Consider the following 21,509-nt stretch of genomic DNA (forward strand, 5'->3'; position numbering starts at 1 on the left):
ATGAATTCCCAAACCGACCTCCCTCCCGCCCAGACCGGCGCCGCGACTCCGCCGGCCGCCGACGATTCGGCCGCCAGCCACGCGCAGTTCGTCGACTGGATGCGCTCCGTCGCGCCCTATATCCACAAGTTCCGCAACAGCACGTTCGTCGTGGGGTTCGGCGGCGAGGTGGTGCAGCAGGGGCTGCTGAACGCGCTCGTATCGGACATCGCGCTGTTGCAGGCGATGGGCATCCAGATCGTGCTGGTCCACGGCTCGCGCCCGCAGGTCGAGGAGCAGTTGAGCCTGCACGGTGTCGAATCCGAGTTTTCGCACGGCCTGCGCATCACCGATGCGCGCGCGCTCGAATCCGCGAAGGAAGCGGCCGGCGAAGTGCGTCTCGACATCGAGGCCGCGATCAGCCAGGGGCTGCCGAACTCGCCGATGGCGCACGCGCACATCAGCGTCGTGTCGGGCAACTTCGTGACCGCGCGGCCGGTGGGGATTCTCGATGGAGTCGATTTCGCGCACACGGGCATCGTGCGCAAGATCGACGCCGAATCGATCCGTCATTCGCTCGCGAGCCGCAAGCTCGTGCTGCTGTCGCCGCTCGGGTTCTCGCCGACCGGCGAGGCGTTCAACCTGTCGATGGAGGACGTCGCGTCGGCGGCCGCGATCGCGCTGCGCGCCGACAAGATCATCTTCCTGACCGAAGGGCCCGGCATCGTCGACGACGAAGGCGACCTGGTCCGCGAAATGTCGCTCGACGCGGCCGCCGAGCTGCTCGATTCCGGCAACATCCAGGGCGACGACGCATTCTTCCTCAAGCATTCGATCCGCGCGTGCCGCGGCGGCGTGACCCGCGCGCACCTGATTCCGCAATCGCTCGACGGCAGCATGCTGCTCGAACTGTTCCTGCACGACGGCGTCGGCACGATGATCTCGTACGAGAACCTCGAAAGCCTGCGCGAAGCGACGCCGGACGACGTCGGCGGCATCCTGTCGCTGATCGAGCCGCTCGAATCGGACGGCACGCTGGTGCGGCGCGGCCGCCACCAGATCGAACGCGACATCGACCACTTCTCGGTGATCGAGCACGATGGCGTGCTGTTCGGCTGCGCGGCGCTGTACCCGTACCAGCAGGAGAAGATCGGCGAGATGGCGTGCCTGACGGTCGCGCCGGAAGCGCAGGGCTCGGGCGACGGCGAACGCCTGCTCAAGCGCATCGAGCAGCGCGCCCGCGCGCGCGGCCTCACGCACATCTTCGTGCTCACGACGCGCACCGAGCACTGGTTCCTCAAGCGCGGCTTCGTCAAGGTCAGCGTCGACGACCTGCCAGAAGACCGCCGCAAACTCTATAACTGGCAGCGCAAGTCGCTCGTGCTGATGAAGCAGCTCTGAGCACCGGCACGACTGCCCTTCCCCCCAGACACCGATTACAGGAGAAGTACACGATGGCTCGAATGATCCAATGCGCGAAGCTCGGCAAGGAAGCCGAAGGCCTCGATTTCCCGCCGCTGCCGGGCGAACTCGGCAAGCGCATTTACGAGAGCGTCTCGAAGGAAGCGTGGCAAGGCTGGCTCAAGCAGCAAACGATGCTGATCAACGAAAACCGCCTGAACATGGCCGACCCGCGCGCGCGCCAGTATCTGATGAAGCAGACGGAGAAGTACTTCTTCGGCGACGGCGCGGACCAGGCGTCCGGCTACGTACCGCCGACGGAAGGCTGAGCGACGACGCGACTCGCGACGGCCGGCCATGCCGGCGGCGTCGCGAGGTGAAGCAAAAGCCCCAAGCAAACGGCACCGTGTATCGCACGGTGCCGTTTGCTTTTGGGACGCCTGATCTGGCGCGAGCGAAGGCAAACAAGACGCGCGGCCCGCCCGGCGCCCGATGCCGCGGAATCGCCGCGCCGCCGCCTCGGCGCATCGCGCCGGCCTGCCGGCTCAACCCGCGGGTTTCAACGTGCCGCGATCGTCGGGTGGCGCGGCTTCGCCGCCCGGGTTCCCTGCGCCCGTATGCTCGGTGCCCCACTCGGCCGCATCGCTGCGCTCGGCGCTCGACAGTTCGTCGGCGCGATGTCCGGTGCGATTGAGCAGCGCCACCATGCAGACAAGCGACACGAGCGCATAGAGACCCGACGCGATCGCGACGCCGACGATGCTGCCCGTCGCATTGAGGATCGCCTGCGCGAGCACCGGCGTGCCGCCGCCGACGACGAGCGCGCTCAACTGATACGCGAGCGACAGGCCCGTGTAGCGGATGTTGGCCGGGAACACGCGCGCGAGCACGCCGCCGACCGCGCCATAGAACATCGCCGACGGAATCGTCGAGATGCACATCCCCGCGACGGCGACCCAGTACGAACCCGTCGCGAGCGCATGAAACATCACGGGCATCAGCACGATTTCCGGGATCAGGATCCAGCACATCGCGCGCCGCATGTCGACCTTCGACACGAACCACGCGCCGACCGGCTGCATCAGGAACTGCACGACGAGCGAGATCGACAGGATGCCGAGGAACGTACCCTGCGCATAACCGAGTTCCTTGGTCGCCCACGACAGCGCGAACGTGCTGCGGAAATACGTGACGTTGATCACCGGCAGCGTGCCGGCCGCGAGCAGCACGACGACCCAGTGGTCGCGCACCACGTCGCGCAGCGGCAGCTTCACCGTGCGCTTGCGCGCGAGCACGCGCTGCATGTCGACCGATTCCTCGAGCTTCAGCCGGATCACCATCCCGATGATCACGAGCACGGCCGACAGCAGGAACGGAATGCGCCAGCCCCACATCAGGAACGACGGCGTCGGCAGCGCGCTCAGCGCGAAGAACGCGGCCGTGGCCAGCAGGTTGCCGGTGGGCGAGCCCTGCTGCGCGAACGCCGCATACAGGATGCTGCGATGCTTCGGCGCATTCTCGCTCGCGATCAGCACCGCGCCGCCCCACTCGCCGCCGACCGCGATACCCTGCAGCACGCGCAGCACGACGAGGCCCGCCGGCGCCCACACGCCGATCGACGCATAGCCGGGCAGCAGCCCGATGCCGGTCGTCGCGAGCCCCATCATCACCAGCGTGATCACGAGCGCCGTCTTGCGGCCGACGCGATCGCCGAGATGCCCGAACACGATCCCGCCGAGCGGCCGCGCGGCGAAGCCGGCCCAGAACGTGACGAACGCGAGCAGCGTCGCGACGCCGGGGTCCATCGTGCTGGAAAAGAACACCTTGCCGAACACGAGCGCCGCGGCCGTGCCGTAGATGTAGAAGTCGTACCACTCGATCGTGGTGCCGACGAACGCCGCGAGGGCAGCGCGGCCAGGCCGCGGCTGCGCGGCGCTCGAGAATTGCGGACGGCTCATCGATGTCTCCATGATTGTGATCGGCGGCGCGACGGTCGCGCGCGTTGCCGGAGGGCCAGCCTTGCGCCGCCGGCTGGCGGGGTTGCGCTACGTTGCGTTGCTTGATGTCGGCGTCGGTCCGTTCGGGACGACGTTCGTTTGCGGGCGCCCTCGGCCCGTCACGTCTCGTGCGGCCCGACCTTCAGCACGCCGGCGTCGAGCAGTTGCTGCTGAAGCGCGCGATCGACGCCGAGCCGATCGAGCACCGCGCGCGTGTCGCGGCCGAGCGCGGGCGGCGCCGACCGGTAGGTGGCCGGCGTGCGCGACAGCTTCACCGGCGACGCGGTGCCGCGATACGCGCCGATCTCGACGAACAGCTCGCGATGCAGCGCATGCGGATCGTGCGCGACGTCGGCCACCGTGCGCACCGGCCCGCACGGCACACCGGCCGCCATCAGGTCGCGCGCGAGCGGCTCGCACGCGTGCGCGGCGAGCCGCGCTTCCAGTTCCGCCTTCAGCTCCGGGCGATGCGCGCAACGGCTGCGGTTGTCGACGAAGCGCGGATCGCCGGCGAGCGCCGGTGCGCCGAGATGCGCGACGAGCCGCGCGAACTGCCGGTCGTTGCCGACCGCGAGGAAGATCGGCACGGTCGCCGTGCGGTAGCTGTCGTACGGCGCGATGTTCGGATGCGCGTTGCCGCTGCGTTCCGGCACGCGGCCCGACCCGAAGAAATTCGGCAGGTGCGGATGCAGCAGCGACACGCCGCAGTCGTACAGCGCCACGTCGATCGACTGCCCGCGCCCGCTCTTCTCGCGCTCCGCGAGCGCCAGCAGGATGCCGGCGAGTGCGTTCAGCCCCGTGACCATGTCGACGATCGGCAGGCCGATGCGGGTCGCGTCGCCGTCGCGTTCGCCGTTCACGCTCATCAGCCCGGCCATCGCCTGGATCACCGCGTCGTAGCCCGGCAGCCCGCCGAGCGGACCGTCGTCGCCGAAGCCCGTCACCGCGCAGTGGATCAGGCGCGGAAAGCGCGGCTGCAGGTCGCGTGCGTAGTCCATCCCCCATCGCGCGAGCGTGCCCGGCTTGAAGTTCTCGACGAGCACGTCGGCTTCTTCGAGCAGGCGCCACAGGATCGCGCGCCCTTCTTCGCGCGACAGGTCGAGCGCGAGCCCTTCCTTGTTGCGGTTCACGCCCATGAAGTACCAGGCCGTGTCGCCGAGGAACGGCGGCCCCCAGCCGCGCGTCTCGTCGCCGGCGGGCGGCTCGATCTTGACCACCGTCGCGCCGTGGTCGGCGAGCGCCTGCGTGCAATACGGGCCGCCGAGCACCCGGCTCAGGTCGACGACCTTCAGGCCGTTCAGTGCGCCACGCGTCGCGTTCATCGCTCGACCTCCGGCAGCAGGTCGAGCGCCGTGTCGAGCGCGACCGGCAGGCCGCGCAGCAGCACGTCGGACGCGGCCGATTCGTCGTCGCGCGGCGCCGGCGCGAGCGGATCGACCGGCAGCAGCTTGTGACGCACGATCAGGTGCGCGAGCGCGAGACGCCTGAAATCCGGTGCGAGCCGTGCGCCCTCGCAGGCCATCAGCACGGCCGCGCTCGCGTAATACAGCGCGGACGCGGCCTGCCGCACGCGCGCGTCGTCGCCTTCTCCGGCCACCCTCGCGAGCGCATCGCACGCCCGCGCAAGGATGCGCCGCAGCGCCGTGCGGCTCGCGTCGGGCAGCGGCGCCGCGCCCAGACGATCGCCGAGGAACGTGCGCAGCGCGTCGAGCGCATGCTCGCGCTGCGCGGCGCGGGCGACGTCGAGCGCGACGATGTTGCTCGTGCCTTCCCAGATCGAACCGAGGTGCGCGTCGCGCACGAGCCGCGCGTCGCTCCATTCCTCGATATAGCCGGTGCCGCCGCGCACTTCCATTGCGTCGCCCGTCACGCGGCGCGCGTCGCGACAGGCGCGGAACTTGATCAGCGGCGTCAGGATCCGCACGCAGCGCGCCGCCTGCTCGTCGCCCGCGTCGGCCTGCGGCAACAGCAACGCGATCTGCATGAACATCGCGCGCGCGGCTTCAGCCGGCAGCAGCATCTTCATCAGTTGGCGCTGCATCAGCGGCATCTCGATCAGCTTGCGCCCGAACGCCTCGCGATGCGCGGCGACGTGCAGCGCCTCGTTCAGCGCGCGCCGCATCAGCCCCGCCGCGCGCACGCCGTTCGACAGCCGCGACATGTTGATCATGTCGGCCATCTGGTGAAAACCGCGGCCGATCTCGCCGATCAGCCAAGCCTGCGCGCCTTCGAGCACGATCTCGCCGCTCGCCATCGAACGGCTGCCGAGCTTGTCCTTCAGGCGCACGATCCGGTAGCGGTTGCGCGTGCCGTCCGGCAGCGTCTTCGGCAGCAGGAACAGCGCGAGGCCCTTGATGCCGTCCGGCGCGCCGTCGGGCCGTGCGAGCACCATGGCGAGATCGGCGTCCGCATTCGAGCAGAACCACTTGTCGCCGGTCAGGCGCCAGACGGCCTCGCCGTGCGCGTCGGTTTCGCGGGTCGCGCGCGTCGCGATCCGGCCGACGTCGGAGCCGGCCGCTTGCTCGGTCATGAACATCGCGCCCTGGTACAGCGTGTCGAAGTCGCGCGACGCGAGCCTCGGCAGGTAGCGCGCGACGAGCGCCGGATCGCCGAAGCGGCGCAGCGTGCGCGTCAGCGAATCGGTCATGCTGACCGGGCAGCACAGCCCGAATTCCGCCTGCACGAACAGGAACGTCAGCGCGTACTTGACGAGCGGCGGCACGGTTTCGGATCCGTGGCTGAGCGACGCGAGCCCGAGTTCCGCATACGCGACGCGTTCGAGCGCGACGTAGGCCGGATCCTTGTCGATCCGCTGCACGGCCTCGCCGCGCCGGTTGCGGTGCTCGAGCACGGGCGGATGCTTGTCCGCGCGCGACGCCCATTCGTCGAGTTCGCCCGATACGCGGGCGCCGAGCGCGCGCAGCCGCGGCTCGAGTTCGGCATAGCACGCGTCGCCGAGATGCAGCTTCAGCAACGCGCCGAGATCGGGATCGACGGTGAAGAAATTGAGGCCCCGGCTGTCGGGGATATTGGATGCGCCGGTGTCCGGCGTGCGAGCGGTATCGTTCATGCGTGCGTCTCCTGGGTTGCCCGCGCATTGGCCGGGCCGGATGTCGCGGCACCGGCCGGTCCTGCGTCAAGCCACCCGCAGAGCGTAGGCGCGCGAACGATAAGCGTCCAATACAGGATTTGTCCGGTACGATAGATGTCGCTTATCGATGCCGCCGCTGGGAGGAGACACCATGGAACTGAGGCAGTTGCGCTACTTCGTGGCCGTTGCCGAGGAGCTGCATTTCGGGCGCGCGGCGAAGCGCCTGTTCATCTCGCAGCCGGCGCTGAGTTTCGACATCCGCAAGTTCGAGGACGCGCTCGGCGTGCAGCTCTTCTCGCGCACCAACAAGACGGTCGCGCTGACCAACGCGGGCGAGGTGCTGCTCGGCGAGGCGCGCCGGCTGCTGCTGCAGGCAGCCGAAGCCGAGCGCCTGACGGTGCGCTCCGCGTCGGGTCTCGCGGGCCGGCTGCGGATCGGCTTCGTCCACTCGATGCTGTATCGCGGGCTGCCGGACGCGGTGCGGCGCTTCGAGGCCGACTATCCGGGCGTCGAGGTCGTGTTGAGCGAGATGAACACGCACGCGCAGGTGCAGGCGATCCAGCGCGGCCAGATCGATCTCGGCTATGCGCACTGGGGCCACTTCCCACCCGACGTCGAATCGGCGCCCGTCTATGCGGAGCCGTTCGTGTGCTGCCTGCCGGCCGCGCATCCGCTCGCGCGGCGCAGGCAGGTCGCGCTCGCCACGCTCGCGACGGAACCGTTCATCCTGTTTCCGCGCGACGCCGCGCCGCATTATCACGACCTGATCATCGCGCAGTGCGTGAACGCGGGGTTCAGTCCGTTGATCCGCCACGAGGCGCGGCTGTGGCAGACGATCCTGTCGATGATCGAGTTCGGAATGGGCATCGCGCTGGTGCCGCAGGTGCTGCAGCGGGCGAAAAGCGATCGGCTCGCGTTCGTGCCGCTGAAGGATGCGTCGCTCGAATCGCGCACGCTCGCGCTGAAACGCAGCGGCACCGCCGAACCGGTGGCGCGGCGCTTTGCCGGCTACGTGCGCGCATCGATCGATGCGCTGCCCGCGCTCGCGGGCTGAGCGCGCGGCACGTGCAGTGGCGTTGGCAGCTGTTTGAAAAAAAATTTGCACAAAGGGCTTTACGAACCCCAAAAGCTCTGACATAATTTGATTCTTCTTTGGGCGGTTAGCTCAGCGGTAGAGCACTGCCTTCACACGGCAGGGGTCACTGGTTCGATCCCAGTACCGCCCACCAAAGAATTCAAGGGCCTGCGTCTCACGACGCGGGCCCTTTTCGTTTTGGCGTCGCGCGTGTCCTGCACGACGCGGCGCCACGTCATGCGCCGCCGCGTCCGCTCGCAGGTAACGCCTTACCGCACGTCCCCCACCCGCTGCGCCGTCGCATCGAATGCACGCTTCGCCTTGTCGACGATCTCGTCGACCTCCGCCTCGCGAATCACGAGCGGCGGCGACAGCAGCATCCGGTCGCCGGTCGCGCGCATGATCAGGTTGCCGTTGAAACAGAAGTCGCGGCAGATCGTGCCGATATCGACACTCGCATCGAACCGCTCGCGCCGCTCACGATCGCGCGCAAGCTGAACGCCCGCGACGAGCCCTGCCCCGGCAATCTCCCCGACGATCGGATGATCGCCCAGCGCGTCACGCAGCCGGCGCTGGAAATACGGGCCGATATCGGTCCTCACGCGCTCGACGATTCCCTCGTCGCGCAGCAGCTTCAGGTTCGCGACCGCGACGGCCGCCGCCACCGGGTGGCCCGAATACGTGAGGCCGTGGTTGAATTCGCCGTTGTCGATGATCGGGCGCGCGACGCGCTCGTGTATGCCCACCGCGCCCATCGGTACGTAGCCCGACGTCAGGCCCTTCGCCATCGTGATCAGGTCCGGCTCGAAGCCGAAGTGCTGATGCGCGAACCATTCGCCGGTGCGCCCGAACCCGCCGATCACCTCGTCGGCCACCAGCAGGATGTCGTACTTGCGGCAGATCCGCTGGATTTCCGGCCAGTACGTCGACGGCGGGAAGATCACGCCGCCCGCGCCCTGGAACGGCTCGCCGATGAACGCCGCGACGTTCTCCGCGCCGAGTTCGAGAATCTTCGCCTCGAGTTGCTGCGCGCGCGCGAGGCCGAACGCTTCGGGCGTCTCGCCCGGCTGCGCTTCGCCGAAGAAATACGGTTGGTCGATATGCACGATGTGCTCGACCTTCGACGGCATCTGCTCGTGCATGTAGCCCATCCCGCCGAGCGTGCCGCCCGCGATCGTCGAGCCGTGATAGCCATTCCTGCGCGAGATCACGTATTTCTTCTGCGGCTTGCCCTGCACGCGCCAGTACTGGTGCACGAGGCGCAGCACGGTGTCGTTGCCTTCCGAGCCGCTGTTGCAGTAGAAGAAGTGGTTGAAGCCGGCCGGCGTCACTTCCGCGAGCATCGCGGAAAGCTCGATGATCGGCGGGTGCGTGGTCTTGAAGAACGTGTTGTAGAAGGGCAGTTCCTGGATCTGGCGATACGCGGCGTCGGCCAGTTCCTTGCGGCCGTAGCCGACGTTCACGCACCACAGGCCGGCCATCCCGTCGATGATCTTGTTCCCGTCCGAATCCCACAGGTAGACGCCGTCGGCCTTCACGATCACGCGGCTGCCGGCGCGGTTGAGCGCGCCCATGTCCGAGAACGGGTGGATGTGGTGCGCGGCGTCGAGCGCGCGGTATTCGGCGGTCGAGTACTGCGAAAGTGCTTCGTTTCGATCGGTCATGTTTTCTCCGTCAAACAGCGCCGCACGCTTACACGTGCAGCAGCAGGTGCCTGCGTTCCCACGAGCTGATCACGCGGAAGAACGCTTCGTATTCGGTTTCCTTCAACGCCAGATAGGCCTTCACGAACTTGTCGCCGAGGATGCCGGCAAGCGGCTCGCACGCGGCCATCAGCGAGATGCCTTCCTCGAGGTTGCGCGGCAGTTGGTACGGCAGGTCGTAGCCGTCGGATGCGATCGGCTCGGTCGGCGCGAGCTGTTGCGTGATGCCGAGATAGCCGGCGGCGAGCGTCGCCGCGAACGCGAGGTACGGGTTGCAGTCGACACCTGGAATCCGGTTTTCGATGCGTCGCGCGACGGGGCTCGACTGCGGAATGCGAAAGCCCACCGTGCGGTTGTCGTACCCCCACTGCACGTTGATCGGTGCGGCCATGAAGCGCGACAGGCGGCGATACGAGTTGATGTACGGCGCGAAGATCGGCATCAGCGCCGGCGTGTACTTCTGCAGCCCCGCGAGATAGCTGTGAAACAGCGGCGACACGACCCCGCCTTCGTCAGCGAACAGGTTGCGGCCGGTGCGCGCATCGGCGAGACTCTGATGGATGTGCATCGCGGAGCCCGGCTCGCCCTCCATCGGCTTGGCCATGAACGTCGCATACATGTTGTGGCGCAGCGCGGCCTCGCGCACGGTGCGCTTGAACAGGAACACCTGGTCGGCCAGCGACAGCGCATCGCCATGCACGAAGTTGATCTCCATCTGCGCGGCGCCGACTTCGTGAATCAGCGTCTCGATATCGAGGCCCTGCATTTCGCAGTACTCGTAGATGTCCTCGAACAGCGGATCGAACTCGTTGACGGCCTCGATCGAATACGACTGGCGGCCCGTTTCCGCCCGTCCCGTGCGGCCGACGGGCGGACGCAGCGGCAAGTCGGGATCGGCGTTCATGTCGACCAGATAGAACTCCAGCTCGGGTGCGACGACGGGCGTCCAGCCCTTTGCCTTGTACAAGTCGAGCACGCGGCGCAGCACGTAGCGCGGCGAGATCTCGACCGGCGAGCCGTCGAAGTGCACGCAGTCGTGGATCACCTGCGCGGTCGGGTCGACGGCCCACGGGATCAGGCAGATCGTCGACGAATCGGGCACGCACACCATGTCGGGGTCGGTCACGCCGGTGAGCGACCCGTCTTCCGGATAGTCGCCGGTGACGGTCTGCACCATGACGGCCTGCGGCAGGCGCATCGACTCGCCGGATTCGAACTTGTTGCGCGGAATGATCTTGCCGCGCGCGATGCCGGCCATGTCGGGAATGATCGCCTCGACTTCGGTAATGCGGTGCTGACGCAGGAATTCGCTCAGTTCGGGTTGCATGATCGGTCTCGTTAGTCGATATCGATGTCGGATGCGGCCGGCGACGGTGTCGCGCCGCCGGCCGCATGAAGGCGGTGCGTCATCCGCGCGCGGCACGCCGCGCCGAATGCCGCGAAGATGTCGCGCGACAGCGGCTGCTCCGCGTAGCGCCATTCGGGATGCCACTGCACGCCCAGCGCGAACGCACGCGCGCCGCGCACGCTGACGGCCTCGACCAGCCCGTCGGGCGCACTCGCTTCGACGGCAAGCCCTGCGCCCAGGCGCGCGATGCCCTGGTCGTGCAGCGAATTGACCGTCGCCTCGCGCGCGCCGCGCGCGATCCGCTGCAGCAGGCCGTCCGGCGCGAGCCGCACGACGTGCGCGGGACCGTACTGCCGTTCGAGCGGATCGGCCGGCCGTTCGCGATGGTCGTCGAAGCCGGTCGTCGCATGCAGCCGCTGATGCAGCGTGCCGCCATACGCGACGTTCAGCTCCTGCATGCCGCGGCAGATCGCGAGCACCGGTACGCCCGCGTCGATCGCCGCACGGATCAGCGGCAACGCGGTCGCATCGCGCGCCGGATCGTGCAGCGTGTCGGGCGCGCTCGCGGCGCCGCCGTAATGATGCGGCTCGACGTTCGAATAGCTGCCGGTCAACAGCAGCCCGTCGACCGCCGCGACGATCGCCTCGGCCGGCTGCCGCGCGCCGAGCGCGGGCAGCACGAACGCCAGCGCGCCGGCGCCGTCGACGAGCGCGGTGAGGTACTTCTCGCCCGCCGCGTGGTTCGGATGGGCGCCGCGCAGGATGCGGTCGGCGGTGACGGCTACGATCGGTCGCGCACGCATCGGCATCTCTCCGGTAATCGTGCACGACACGCTCGGGCGCGCAACGACGCAGGTCCATGGGTACGCCGCACGCGCGTGCAATCGCGCCGCGCCAGCGCAGGCGCAGACGCGATCCCGCCGCGCGGACGGTGCGGCAACAGGCGGTACGGCCCGGGACGGAAGCGGAAAGGGACGCTAGGGCAACAACGACGCGCTGCCGTCGCACTGCACCGCGCTGAACAGGTGCGCGGTCACGAGATTGAAGCGGCGCGGGCCGCGATGGGAAATGGCGAAGAAACGAGGCTCGCGTAACGGGGCGGCGCGCGTGCCGCGATCAGCATGCCGGTTCGGCCCGGCCTGAGGCGGCGCGCCCGCCGACGGACTTCGCGTCCGGCGTATCGAAGGGCTGGCGGCTTTCACGATCGTACTCGACTGACTGATGGAGGCAGGACACGTGTCGCAATGCCGCGTGGCGACACGTCAGCAAGATGTCTCGCGCGCATTCCGGCGCAGGCCGGCCATCGTCGATGGCCTCGCCGCCGGTGCGCGCATGACGACTTCCTGACATTCAGCTTATATCACCTAAAAATTGCGTCAACTTTTCAGGGGCCGATGACGACACCGATCAGATGAAAAAAACGGCATCGATCCGCACGATCGATGCCGTTTTGTGCATTGCATCGGCTTGCCGGCTACCGGCCGGCGGGGCAGGACGCGCCCTCGCGCCGCGCCGCCGCATCGTGGCGGCTCGTGCTCAGCGATGCGCGAGCGCGGTTTCGACGAGCGTCCGCAGCAGCGGCACGATCCGCGCGGCACGCGCTTCGTCGTACGCGTACGGACGCGTCTCTTCCATGTAGGTGATCTGCGACAGTTCGAGCTGCACGGCCTCGACGCCGGTCTCGGGCATGCCATAGTGACGCGTGATGTAGCCGCCCTTGAAGCGCCCGTTCGCGACGGCCGTGTAGCCGCCGTGCGCGAGCACACGCGCAGCCAGCGCCTCCGCGAGACCGGGCGCCGCGCTTGCGCCGCTCGACGTGCCGAAGTTGAAGTCCGGCAGGCGGCCGTCGAAGAAACGCGGCACATGCGAGCGGATCGAATGCGCTTCCCACACGAGCACGCGGCCGTGTTCGCCCTTCAGGCGCGAGATCTCGCGTTGCAGCGCGTCGTGATACGGCAGCCAGTAGCGGTCGCGGCGACGCATGATCTCGTCGTTGCCGGGCAGCGCGTTCGCCGGATACAGCGGCGCCTTGTCGAACGTATCGACCGGCACGAGCCCCGTCGTGTCCTGCCCCGGATACAGGTTCTCGTTGTCGGGCGGACGGTTCAGGTCGACGACGTAACGCGCGTGCGACGGCACGAGGATCGATGCGCCGAGTTCGGCCGCGAAGCCGTACAGTCGCTCGAGATGCCAGTCGCAATCGTCGACGAAGCGCGCGTCGGGCGTCATCGTCGCGGCGATGTCGTCGGGAATGTGCGTGCCCGCGTGCGGAATCGAGATCAGCAGCGGCAACGTGCCCTGCTTCAGCGTGAATACAGCCGGTTGTTCAGTCATGTCGCCTCACCGTAAGAGTCTGCCGGCGCACGCATGCGGCGCGCCGGTTGCCGCGCGTCAGCGCAGCAATTGCGCCAGCGCGGCGCGGTAGTCGGCATACGCGGCGGCTTCGTCGCGATGGCGGCGGCCGCTCACGACGCGCTCGCCGCCCGTGTAGACGTCGAGCACCGGCGTCTCGCCGTGTTCGGCGAACACGATGCCCGACAGCCATGCCGCGCTGTCGTGTTCGGCAATCGCCGGATGATCGGGATCGAGCACGAGCCAGTCGGCGCGACAGCCTGCACGCAGCGCGCCGATGCGCCGCCCGCTCGCCTGCGCGCCGCCCGCGAGCGACGCGTCGAACAGGCGATCGGCGACGTGCGCCTGCGATTCGCTCGCCAGCACGTTGCGCGCACGATGCACGAGCCGCTGCCCGTATTCGAGCAGGCGCAGCTCCGAGCGCCACTCGACCGATGCGTGGCTGTCCGAGCCGACGCCGATCACGCCGCCTTGCGCGAGATAGTCGACGGCCGGGAACACGCCGTCGCCGAGGTTCGCTTCGGTCGTCAGGCACAGCCCGGCGACCGCGCGACGCTTCGCGAGCGCCGCCGTCTCGGCCGCATCGACGTGGGTCGCGTGCACGAGGCACCAGCGCGCATCGACGTCGAAGCGATCGAGCAGCCATTGCACGGGGCGTGCGCCGTAGGCGCGCACGCAGTCGTCGACCTCGGCCGTCTGCTCGGCGATGTGGATATGCACCGGCGCATCGTCGGGCAACCCGTCGAGCAGCGCACGCAGCCCGTTCTCGGACACCGCGCGCAGCGAATGCGGCGCGACGCCGTAGCGCAGCCCGCCATGCTCGGGCGCCGCGCGACGCATCGCGTCGAGCAGTTCGAGCACGCCGTCGGGCGTGTTGATGAAACGGCGCTGGTCGTCGCGCGGCGGCTTGTTGCCGAAGCCGGCGAACTGGTACGACACGGGCAGCATCGTGATGCCGATGCCGGCCGCGCGCGCGGCGTCGATCACGCGCGAGCCGAGCTCGGCGATCCGCGGATAGCGCGAGCCGTCCTGCGCGTGATGCACGTAGTGGAATTCGCACACCGACGTGTAGCCGCACTTGAGCATCTCGACGTACAGCCAGCGTGCAATCGCCGCGAGCGCGTCGGGTGTGATCTTCAGCGCGAAGCGGTACATCAGGTCGCGCCAGCTCCAGAAGCTGTCGGCGGGATTCGCGCGGTATTCGGTGAGCCCCGCCATCGCGCGCTGGAATGCGTGCGAATGCAGGTTCGGCATGCCGGGCAGCACCGGCCCGGCCGCGCGCGCGACGCCCGCCGGGGCGTCGGTGTCGGGCGTCACGTCGGTCAGCGTGCCGGCCGCGTCCCAGCGCAGCAGCACGTTGCGGCGCCAGCCATCGGGCAGGTAGGCATGGTCCGCGAACAACATCGTGTCGGTCATTGCGAGTCCTCATCGACCGGATCCAGCACGCAAGCGTGTCGTCCGGCCCGGTACCGCGGCCGGCAGGCGCGAGCGCATCGCGCCCGCCCCTGCGTCGCGGCGATCGACCGGAGGGCGCGCTGGCGCGCCGGGCCCGGTCCCATGCAAGGCGTCGGCCGGGCCCGGTCCGTCACGACCCGGCCCGGCCGACGTGAAACTTATCCGTTCATCCGGCGAAACACGGTCGTGCCGCCGCGGACGACCTGCTCGCACAGCGGCCGGCCGATCCAGTACGCGAGCTCGGCCAGCGAGCCGACCGACCACGCGGCGAAGTCGGCCTGACGACCGACTTCGAGCGCGCCGTGACGATCCGCGCGGCCGAGCGCCGCGGCCGCATGGCGCGTGACGCCCTGCAGCACCTCGGGCACCGTCATGCGGAACAGCGTGCAGCCCATGTTCAGCGTCAGCAGCAGCGATTCGAGCGGCGACGTGCCGGGGTTGTGATCGGTCGCGAGCGCGATCGGCACGCCGTGCTTGCGCAGCAGCTCGATCGGCGGCAGTTGCGTTTCGCGGATGAAGTAGTACGCGCCGGGCAGCAGCACCGCGACCGTACCGGCCGCCTTCATCGCGTCGATGCCGGCTTCGTCGAGAAATTCGAGGTGATCGGCGGACAGCGCACGGTAACGCGCGGCGAGCGCCGTGCCGCCCGCATTCGACAGTTGCTCCGCATGCAGCTTCACCGGCAGCCCGCGCCGCGTCGCGGCCTCGAACACGCGCTCGGTCTGCGCGAGCGAAAAGCCGATGCGTTCGCAGAACACGTCGACCGCGTCGACGAGCCCTTCGTCGGCCAGCGTCGGCAGCATCCGGTCGCACACTTCGTCGATGTACGCATCCGCGCGGCCCGCATATTCGGGCGGCAGCGCATGCGCGCCGAGGAAGGTCGTGTAGACGCTGACCGGGAAGCGCTCGCCGAGCTGGCGCGCGACGCGCAGCATCTTGCGCTCGCTCGCGAGGTCCAGCCCGTAGCCGGATTTGATCTCGATCGCGGTCACGCCTTCGGCGAGCAGCGGCTGCAGGCGCGCGGCAGCCTGCACGAACAGCGTCGTCTCGTCGGCCGCGCGCGTCGCACGCACCGTCGACACGATTCCGCCGCCCTGCCGCGCGATTTCCTCGTAGCTGACGCCCGCGAGGCGCTGCGCGAATTCGTCGGCACGCGTGCCGCCGTACACGAGGTGCGTATGGCAGTCGACGAGGCCCGGCGTCACCCACGCGCCGTGCAGGTCCTCGCGCCGCCAGTGCGCGTAACCGTGCGGCAGCGCGGACAGCGCGCCGAGCCACGCGATCGTGCCGGTTTCGTCGACGGCGATCGCCGCGTCGTCGATCGTCTCGTCGGGATGGCCGTGCGGACACAGCCTCAGGTGATGCCAGACAGTCGGTTTCATGCGTTCAGTCTCGTTCGCCGACGGCAAGCGTGACGGCGAGCAGCGCGCCGCTTCCGCTCACGACGACGTCAAACGCACGCCGCGGCCCGTCGAGCCGCAACGTGTCCATGTCTTCCAGCGCGTAGTGCATGCCGTCGACGTCGACGCCGACCGCACCGGCCGCGCAGAACAGCAGCACGGTATCGGCCGGCGCAAGACGGTGCGCGCCCGCGCGCCACACGTCGAGCGCGCCACGCGCGGCGCAACGGCGCGTCATCAGGTTGAAGTCGCGCGTCGCGCCGTCGTGCAGCGTCGCATCGATCGCCGTCTCGCCCGCGAAATCCGCGCGGGCCAGCGGCGCATCGAGCACGTGCCGCGCGCCGCCCGCTTCGGCGAGCGTCATGCCCGCGCCGGACAGCAGCACGAGCGTGCGGTCGACGCCGTCGAAACGCGAGAACGGCCCGGCCGTGCCGACGTCCGCGACGCTCACGCGCCACGCGAACGTATCGAGCGCCGCGCCGGGCGGGAACGCGCCGATCTCGCGCGTCACGCCACCGCCGTTCTTCCACGGCGACGCAACGAGATCAGCCGCGCGGATCACCGCGACGGCCGGTGTTGCGTTCACCGGCGCCTGATCGAGCGCCGTCATGCTCAGCGGCCGAGCATCGGCAGCTTGAGGCCGGCTTCGCGAGCCGTCTGCTGCGCGAGTTCGTAGCCGGCATCCGCATGGCGCATCACGCCCGTGGCCGGATCGTTCAGCAGCACGCGACCGAGACGCTCGTGCGCGTCGGCCGTGCCATCGGCGACGATCACGACGCCCGAGTGCTGCGAGAAGCCCATGCCGACGCCGCCGCCATGGTGCAGCGACACCCACGATGCGCCGCCTGCCGTGTTCAGCAGCGCGTTCAGCAGCGGCCAGTCGCTGACGGCGTCCGAGCCGTCCTTCATCGATTCCGTCTCGCGGTTCGGGCTCGCGACCGAACCGGTGTCGAGGTGGTCGCGGCCGATCACGATCGGCGCCTTCAGCTCGCCATTCTTCACCATCTCGTTGAACGCCTGGCCGAGGCGATAGCGATCCTTCACGCCGACCCAGCAGATCCGTGCAGGCAGGCCCTGGAACGCGATGCGCTCACGCGCCATGTCGAGCCAGTTGTGCAGGTGCGGATCGTCGGGGATCAGCTCCTTCACCTTCTGGTCGGTCTTGTAGATGTCTTCCGGATCGCCGGACAGCGCGACCCAGCGGAACGGGCCCTTGCCTTCGCAGAACAGCGGCCGGATGTACGCCGGCACGAAGCCGGGGAAGTCGAATGCGTTTTCGACGCCCATTTCCAGCGCCATCTGGCGGATGTTGTTGCCGTAGTCGAGCGTCGCCGCGCCGCGTTCCTGCAGCGCGAGCATCGCGCGCACCTGGACGGCCATCGACTGCTTCGCGACCTTCACGATGCTCTGCGGATCGACCTTCTGCGCTTCGCGCCATTGCGCGACGGTCCAGCCTTGCGGCAGGTAGCCGTTGATCGGGTCGTGCGCGCTCGTCTGGTCGGTCACGCAGTCCGGCGTGATGCCGCGCGCGACGAGTTCCGCGAACACGTCGGCCGCGTTGCCGAGCAGGCCGACCGACACCGGCTTGCCGTTGCGCTTCGCTTCGTCGATCATGCCGAGCGCCTCGTCGAGCGTCGTCGCCTTCTTGTCGACGTAGCGCGTCTTCAGGCGGAAGTCGATGCGCGTCTCGTCGCATTCGACCGCGATCATCGAGAAGCCGGCCATCGTCGCGGCGAGCGGCTGCGCGCCGCCCATCCCGCCCAGGCCGCCCGTAAGGATCCAGCGGCCCGACGGATCGCCGTTGAAGTGCTGGTTCGCGACCGAGAAGAAGGTTTCATAGGTGCCCTGCACGATGCCCTGGCTGCCGATGTAGATCCAGCTGCCGGCCGTCATCTGGCCGTACATCATCAGGCCCTTGCGGTCGAGCTCGTGGAAGTGATCCCAGTTCGCCCAGTGCGGCACGAGGTTCGAGTTCGCGAGCAGCACGCGCGGCGCATCCTTGTGCGTGCGGAACACGCCGACCGGCTTGCCCGACTGGATCAGCAGCGTTTCGTTTTCCTCGAGATCCTTCAGCGACGCGAGGATCTGGTCGTAGCATTCCCAGTTGCGCGCCGCGCGACCGATGCCGCCGTACACGACGAGCGCGTGCGGATGTTCGGCGACTTCCGGGTCGAGGTTGTTCTGGATCATCCGGTAGGCCGCTTCGGCCAGCCAGGTCTTGCACGTCTTCTCGCTGCCGCGCGGCGCGCGGATCGTGCGCGTCGGATCGAGACGGGGATCGATGTGTTTCGGATGGTTCATGACGACTGCTCCCGAGGGAAATTGAGATCAATAAGGAATCAGAAATGCCCGGTGAAGCGATAACGGCTGCCGGGATGCCACAGATTCGCCACCGAGGCGACGACGCCCTGCGACCAGGTGCGCCGATGTAAAACCAGACACGGCTCGACGTCGTCCATCCGCAGCTGCTCGCGCCGCTCCGGCGCCGGGGCCGCCGCTTCGATCCGGTACTCGACGCGCTGCAGCGGCGCCGCGCGCATCAGGTACAGGTTCGGCGTCGTGTTCGTGAAATCCTGCTCGGCGTAATCCGGCGCGACCGCCGGATTCACCCATCGTTCTTCGAGCTGCACGGGCTCGTCGTTTTCGAAGTGCAGCACCTGCGAATGAAACAGCTTCGTGCGCACGGCCACCTGCATCTCGTCGGCGAGGGCCTCGTCGGCGCGGATCGTGTCGAGGCCGAGCACACTGGCGCGGTATGCATGCCCGCGCGCGCCGACTTCCTCGGAGATGCTGCGGATCGCCACCAGCGTCGACTCGTACTTCGGCCGCGCGACGTAGGTGCCCGCGCCCTTCATGCGCGTGAGCACCTGCTCGGCCGTCAACTCGCGCAATGCGCGGTTGACGGTCATGCGCGCCACCTTGAACTCGCGCGCCAGTTCGTTCTCGGACGGCACCTGGTCGCCCTCCTCCCACTCGCCGGCGTGAATGCGGGCCAGGATGAAATCCTTGATCTCCTGGTAGACCGGCGCGCTCATCGGCTTACTGTTCCGATGCGAACGAGAACGGCGCGACCTTCGCGAACGCACGCTCGCCGACGAGCTTCGCGATCGCCGCGATGTCCGGCGCGAAGTAGTGGTCGAGTTCGTAGTGCGCGACCTGGCTGCGAATCGTCTCCATCACCGGCGCGAGCTTCGGGCTCGTGTGGTACGGCGCACGCAGGTCGACGCCCTGGGCGGCGGCCAGCAGCTCGATCGCGAGGATGTGCTTCGTGTTGTCCGCGATGTCGGCGAGCTTGCGCGCGGCGAACGTCGCCATCGACACGTGGTCTTCCTGGTTCGCCGAGGTCGGCAGCGAGTCGACCGACGCCGGGTGCGCGAGCGTCTTGTTTTCCGATGCGAGTGCGGCCGCCGTCACGTGCGCGATCATGAAGCCGGAGTTCACGCCGCCGTCCTTCACGAGGAACGGGGGCAGGCCCGACAGCGTCGCGTCGATCAGGAGCGCGATGCGGCGTTCGGCCAGCGCGCCGATTTCCGCTGCGGCGAGCGCGAGGTTGTCGGCGGCGAACGCGACCGGCTCCGCGTGGAAGTTGCCGCCCGACAGCACTTCGCCGGTGTCCGGGAAGATCAGCGGGTTGTCCGACACGGCGTTCGCTTCGACGAGCAGCACGTCGGCCGCGTGGCGCATCTGGTCCAGGCACGCGCCCATCACCTGCGGCTGGCAGCGCAGGCTGTACGGATCCTGCACCTTGTCGCAGTCGCGGTGCGACTGGTTGATCGGCGAGCCTTCGAGCAGTTCGCGGTACGACGCGGCCGCGTCGATCTGGCCTCGATGGCCGCGCAGTTCGTGGATGCGCGCGTCGAACGGCTTCACCGAGCCGGCCGCCGCGTCGACCGACAGCGCGCCGGCGACGAGCGCGGTGCGGTACAGGTCTTCGATCGTGAACATGTTGTCGAGCGCGAGCGCGGTCGACGCCTGCGTGCCGTTCAACAGCGCGAGGCCTTCCTTCGCCTGCAGCGTGAGCGGCGCGAGGCCCGCGACGCGCAGACCGTCGAGCGCGCTCGCGCGCTCGCCGCGGATGAACACTTCGCCGACGCCGAGCAGCACGGCCGACATGTGCGCGAGCGGCGCGAGGTCGCCCGACGCGCCGACCGAGCCCTTCACCGGGATCAGCGGCAGCACGTCGGCGTTGAACAGCGTGATCAGCGCGTCCATCACTTCACGACGGATGCCCGAGTGGCCGCGGCCGAGGCTCGACAGCTTCAGCGCCATCAGCAGGCGCACCGACGAACGCGCCATCGGCTCGCCGACGCCGACCGCGTGCGACAGCACGAGGTTCTTCTGCAGCAGTTCGAGCTGGTCGTGCGGGATGTGGGTGCTCGCCAGGCGGCCGAAGCCCGTGTTGATGCCGTAGGCCGGCTCGCCCTTCGCGGCGATGTCGGCAACGGCCTTCGCGCCGGCGTCGATCTTCGCGAAGCTGGCCGGGTCGAGCTTCAGTTGCACGGATTCACGTGCGATCCGGCGCAGTTGCGGGAGCGTCAGGTGGCCGGGGGTCAACGTAATCATGTGAGCAATCCTGTCTAGACAAGTTCGGAATGGATTGAAGTGTAGCCACCCACACTTGTCTAGACAACCCGTTTTTCATTATTCCGACTCGGGAGTTTCCCTGATGCCCGGCAGGCCCGCCGGGCCGGTCGCCGCGATCCGGTTCTTAACATCTGTTGCAATTATTTTATTTTTGGCAACATACGAATCATCGCTCGCCACGGAGACCGTCATGCCCTTCCCGTCACGATTCGCCGCCCGCCTCGGCTTCCCCCTGCTCGTCGTCGCGTGCGCGCTCGCGCACGGTGCGTCCTTCGCGGCGGAGCCGCTGTCCGGCACGCTCGACAGGATCCGCCAGGCCAACCTGATTTCGATCGGCCATCGCGAAACGTCGGTGCCGTTCTCCTATGTCGATGCCAGCGGCAAGGTCGTCGGTTTCTCGCAGGACCTATGCGACCGCGTGATCGCCGCGGTGAAGGCGCGCACCGGCAAGCCCGACCTGCAGGTGCGCTTCATTCCGGTCACGTCGCAGAACCGCATTCCGCTCGTGCAGAACGGCACCGTCGATCTCGAATGCGGCGTGACCACCAACCTCGCCGCGCGCCATGCGCAGGTCGCGTTCTCGACCACCTTCTTCGTCGCGACGACGCGCCTGCTCACGCGCACGAGTTCGGGTATCCGCGACTTCCCCGATCTCGCCGGCAAGACGGTCGTGACGAACCAGGGCACGACGTCCGAACGCCTGCTGCGCAAGATGAACGAAGAAAGGAAGATGGGCATGCAGATCATCGGCGCGAAGGACTACGGCGAAGGACGCCTCACGCTCGAATCCGGCCGCGCGGCCGCGTACATGATGGACGACGTGCTGCTCGCGGGCGTGCGCCAGCTCGCCGCGAAACCGGCCGACTGGCGGATCGTCGGCACGCCGCAATCGTCGGAAGCGTACGGGTTCATGCTGCGCAAGGACGATCCGCAATTCAAGGCGCTCGTCGACGGCGTGCTCGTGCAGTTGATGAAAAGCGGCGAGATCGACGCGCTGTACGACAAGTGGTTCTTGAGGCCGGTGCCGCCGAAGGGGCTGTCGTTCGACTTCCCGATGAGCGACGTGATCAAGGCGCGCTATGCTGCGCCGAACGACGCGCCGCTCGAGTGAGCGCCGCGCGTCG

At 68.4% G+C, this 21,509-nt stretch carries 18 protein-coding genes and 1 tRNA gene; 5 read left to right on the top strand and 14 right to left on the bottom strand.

Annotated features, from left to right (window positions below):
• On the top strand, positions 1-1,380 hold the full coding sequence (gene argA / locus QZM15_RS14300) for an amino-acid N-acetyltransferase (RefSeq protein WP_059583282.1): 1,380 nt from the start codon (positions 1-3) through the stop codon (positions 1,378-1,380).
• Positions 1,381-1,433: 53 nt separating this feature from the next.
• Complete coding sequence (locus QZM15_RS14305; protein ID WP_006478357.1) at positions 1,434-1,709, top strand: oxidative damage protection protein; 276 nt, start codon at positions 1,434-1,436, stop codon at positions 1,707-1,709.
• A gap of 216 nt (positions 1,710-1,925) precedes the next feature.
• On the opposite strand, the gene QZM15_RS14310 is transcribed toward QZM15_RS14305, so the two are convergent.
• The 3 genes from QZM15_RS14310 to QZM15_RS14320 form a co-directional block, all read right to left on the bottom strand.
• Positions 1,926-3,338 (bottom strand): MFS transporter, encoded by a 1,413-nt coding sequence (locus tag QZM15_RS14310; protein WP_060310163.1) that lies wholly within the window; start codon positions 3,336-3,338, stop codon positions 1,926-1,928.
• A gap of 158 nt (positions 3,339-3,496) precedes the next feature.
• Positions 3,497-4,699: a CaiB/BaiF CoA-transferase family protein gene (locus tag QZM15_RS14315; protein WP_302106603.1), complete on the bottom strand. Its 1,203-nt coding sequence runs from the start codon at positions 4,697-4,699 to the stop codon at positions 3,497-3,499.
• Positions 4,696-6,447: an acyl-CoA dehydrogenase family protein gene (locus QZM15_RS14320; RefSeq protein ID WP_302106604.1), complete on the bottom strand. Its 1,752-nt coding sequence runs from the start codon at positions 6,445-6,447 to the stop codon at positions 4,696-4,698. Before QZM15_RS14320 ends, QZM15_RS14315 begins: the two co-directional genes overlap by 4 nt.
• A 172-nt stretch (positions 6,448-6,619) precedes the next feature.
• Between QZM15_RS14320 and QZM15_RS14325 the strand changes: the two genes are divergently transcribed.
• Together QZM15_RS14325 and QZM15_RS14330 are read left to right on the top strand one after the other, a co-directional pair.
• Positions 6,620-7,522, top strand: a complete 903-nt coding sequence (locus tag QZM15_RS14325; RefSeq protein ID WP_060310156.1) for a LysR family transcriptional regulator — start codon at positions 6,620-6,622, stop codon at positions 7,520-7,522.
• 100 nt (positions 7,523-7,622) lie between these two features.
• Positions 7,623-7,697 (top strand) — tRNA-Val (locus QZM15_RS14330).
• A gap of 115 nt (positions 7,698-7,812) precedes the next feature.
• On the opposite strand, the gene QZM15_RS14335 is transcribed toward QZM15_RS14330, so the two are convergent.
• From QZM15_RS14335 to QZM15_RS14385, 11 genes are all read right to left on the bottom strand, one after another.
• A complete protein-coding gene (locus tag QZM15_RS14335) occupies positions 7,813-9,207 on the bottom strand; it encodes an aspartate aminotransferase family protein (RefSeq protein ID WP_302106605.1) in 1,395 nt (464 codons plus the stop codon).
• A 28-nt stretch (positions 9,208-9,235) separates the two neighbouring features.
• On the bottom strand, positions 9,236-10,573 hold the full coding sequence (locus QZM15_RS14340) for a glutamine synthetase family protein (RefSeq protein ID WP_302106606.1): 1,338 nt from the start codon (positions 10,571-10,573) through the stop codon (positions 9,236-9,238).
• An 11-nt stretch (positions 10,574-10,584) separates the two neighbouring features.
• Positions 10,585-11,397: a gamma-glutamyl-gamma-aminobutyrate hydrolase family protein gene (locus QZM15_RS14345; protein WP_089465005.1), complete on the bottom strand. Its 813-nt coding sequence runs from the start codon at positions 11,395-11,397 to the stop codon at positions 10,585-10,587.
• A 733-nt stretch (positions 11,398-12,130) separates the two neighbouring features.
• Entirely contained in the window at positions 12,131-12,928 is a 798-nt protein-coding gene (gene hutG / locus QZM15_RS14350) for an N-formylglutamate deformylase (RefSeq protein WP_302106607.1), read from the bottom strand.
• Between the two features lie 57 nt (positions 12,929-12,985).
• Complete coding sequence (locus QZM15_RS14355) at positions 12,986-14,362, bottom strand: formimidoylglutamate deiminase (protein WP_302106608.1); 1,377 nt, start codon at positions 14,360-14,362, stop codon at positions 12,986-12,988.
• 197 nt (positions 14,363-14,559) lie between these two features.
• Positions 14,560-15,783, bottom strand: a complete 1,224-nt coding sequence (gene hutI / locus QZM15_RS14360; protein WP_226093861.1) for an imidazolonepropionase — start codon at positions 15,781-15,783, stop codon at positions 14,560-14,562.
• Between the two features lie 4 nt (positions 15,784-15,787).
• Complete coding sequence (locus tag QZM15_RS14365; protein ID WP_302106609.1) at positions 15,788-16,411, bottom strand: HutD family protein; 624 nt, start codon at positions 16,409-16,411, stop codon at positions 15,788-15,790.
• Between the two features lie 2 nt (positions 16,412-16,413).
• Entirely contained in the window at positions 16,414-18,102 is a 1,689-nt protein-coding gene (gene hutU / locus QZM15_RS14370) for a urocanate hydratase (protein ID WP_124659487.1), read from the bottom strand.
• Positions 18,103-18,140: 38 nt separating this feature from the next.
• Positions 18,141-18,836 (bottom strand): histidine utilization repressor, encoded by a 696-nt coding sequence (gene hutC / locus QZM15_RS14375; RefSeq protein ID WP_059578316.1) that lies wholly within the window; start codon positions 18,834-18,836, stop codon positions 18,141-18,143.
• A gap of 4 nt (positions 18,837-18,840) precedes the next feature.
• A complete protein-coding gene (gene hutH, locus QZM15_RS14380) occupies positions 18,841-20,364 on the bottom strand; it encodes a histidine ammonia-lyase (protein ID WP_302106610.1) in 1,524 nt (507 codons plus the stop codon).
• Positions 20,365-20,442: 78 nt separating this feature from the next.
• Positions 20,443-20,577 carry a hypothetical protein gene (locus QZM15_RS14385; protein ID WP_256939973.1) on the bottom strand — a complete coding sequence of 45 codons (135 nt, stop codon included), beginning with the start codon at positions 20,575-20,577 and terminating at the stop codon, positions 20,443-20,445.
• On the opposite strand from QZM15_RS14385, the gene QZM15_RS14390 reads away from it, so the two are divergent.
• Positions 20,576-21,496 (top strand): glutamate/aspartate ABC transporter substrate-binding protein, encoded by a 921-nt coding sequence (locus QZM15_RS14390; RefSeq protein WP_302106611.1) that lies wholly within the window; start codon positions 20,576-20,578, stop codon positions 21,494-21,496. The two genes, QZM15_RS14385 and QZM15_RS14390, sit on opposite strands and share 2 nt — an antisense overlap.
• The last annotated feature ends 13 nt before the right edge of the window (positions 21,497-21,509 follow it).

The organism is Burkholderia sp. AU44665 (assembly GCF_030504405.1).
Lineage (GTDB): Bacteria > Pseudomonadota > Gammaproteobacteria > Burkholderiales > Burkholderiaceae > Burkholderia > Burkholderia semiarida.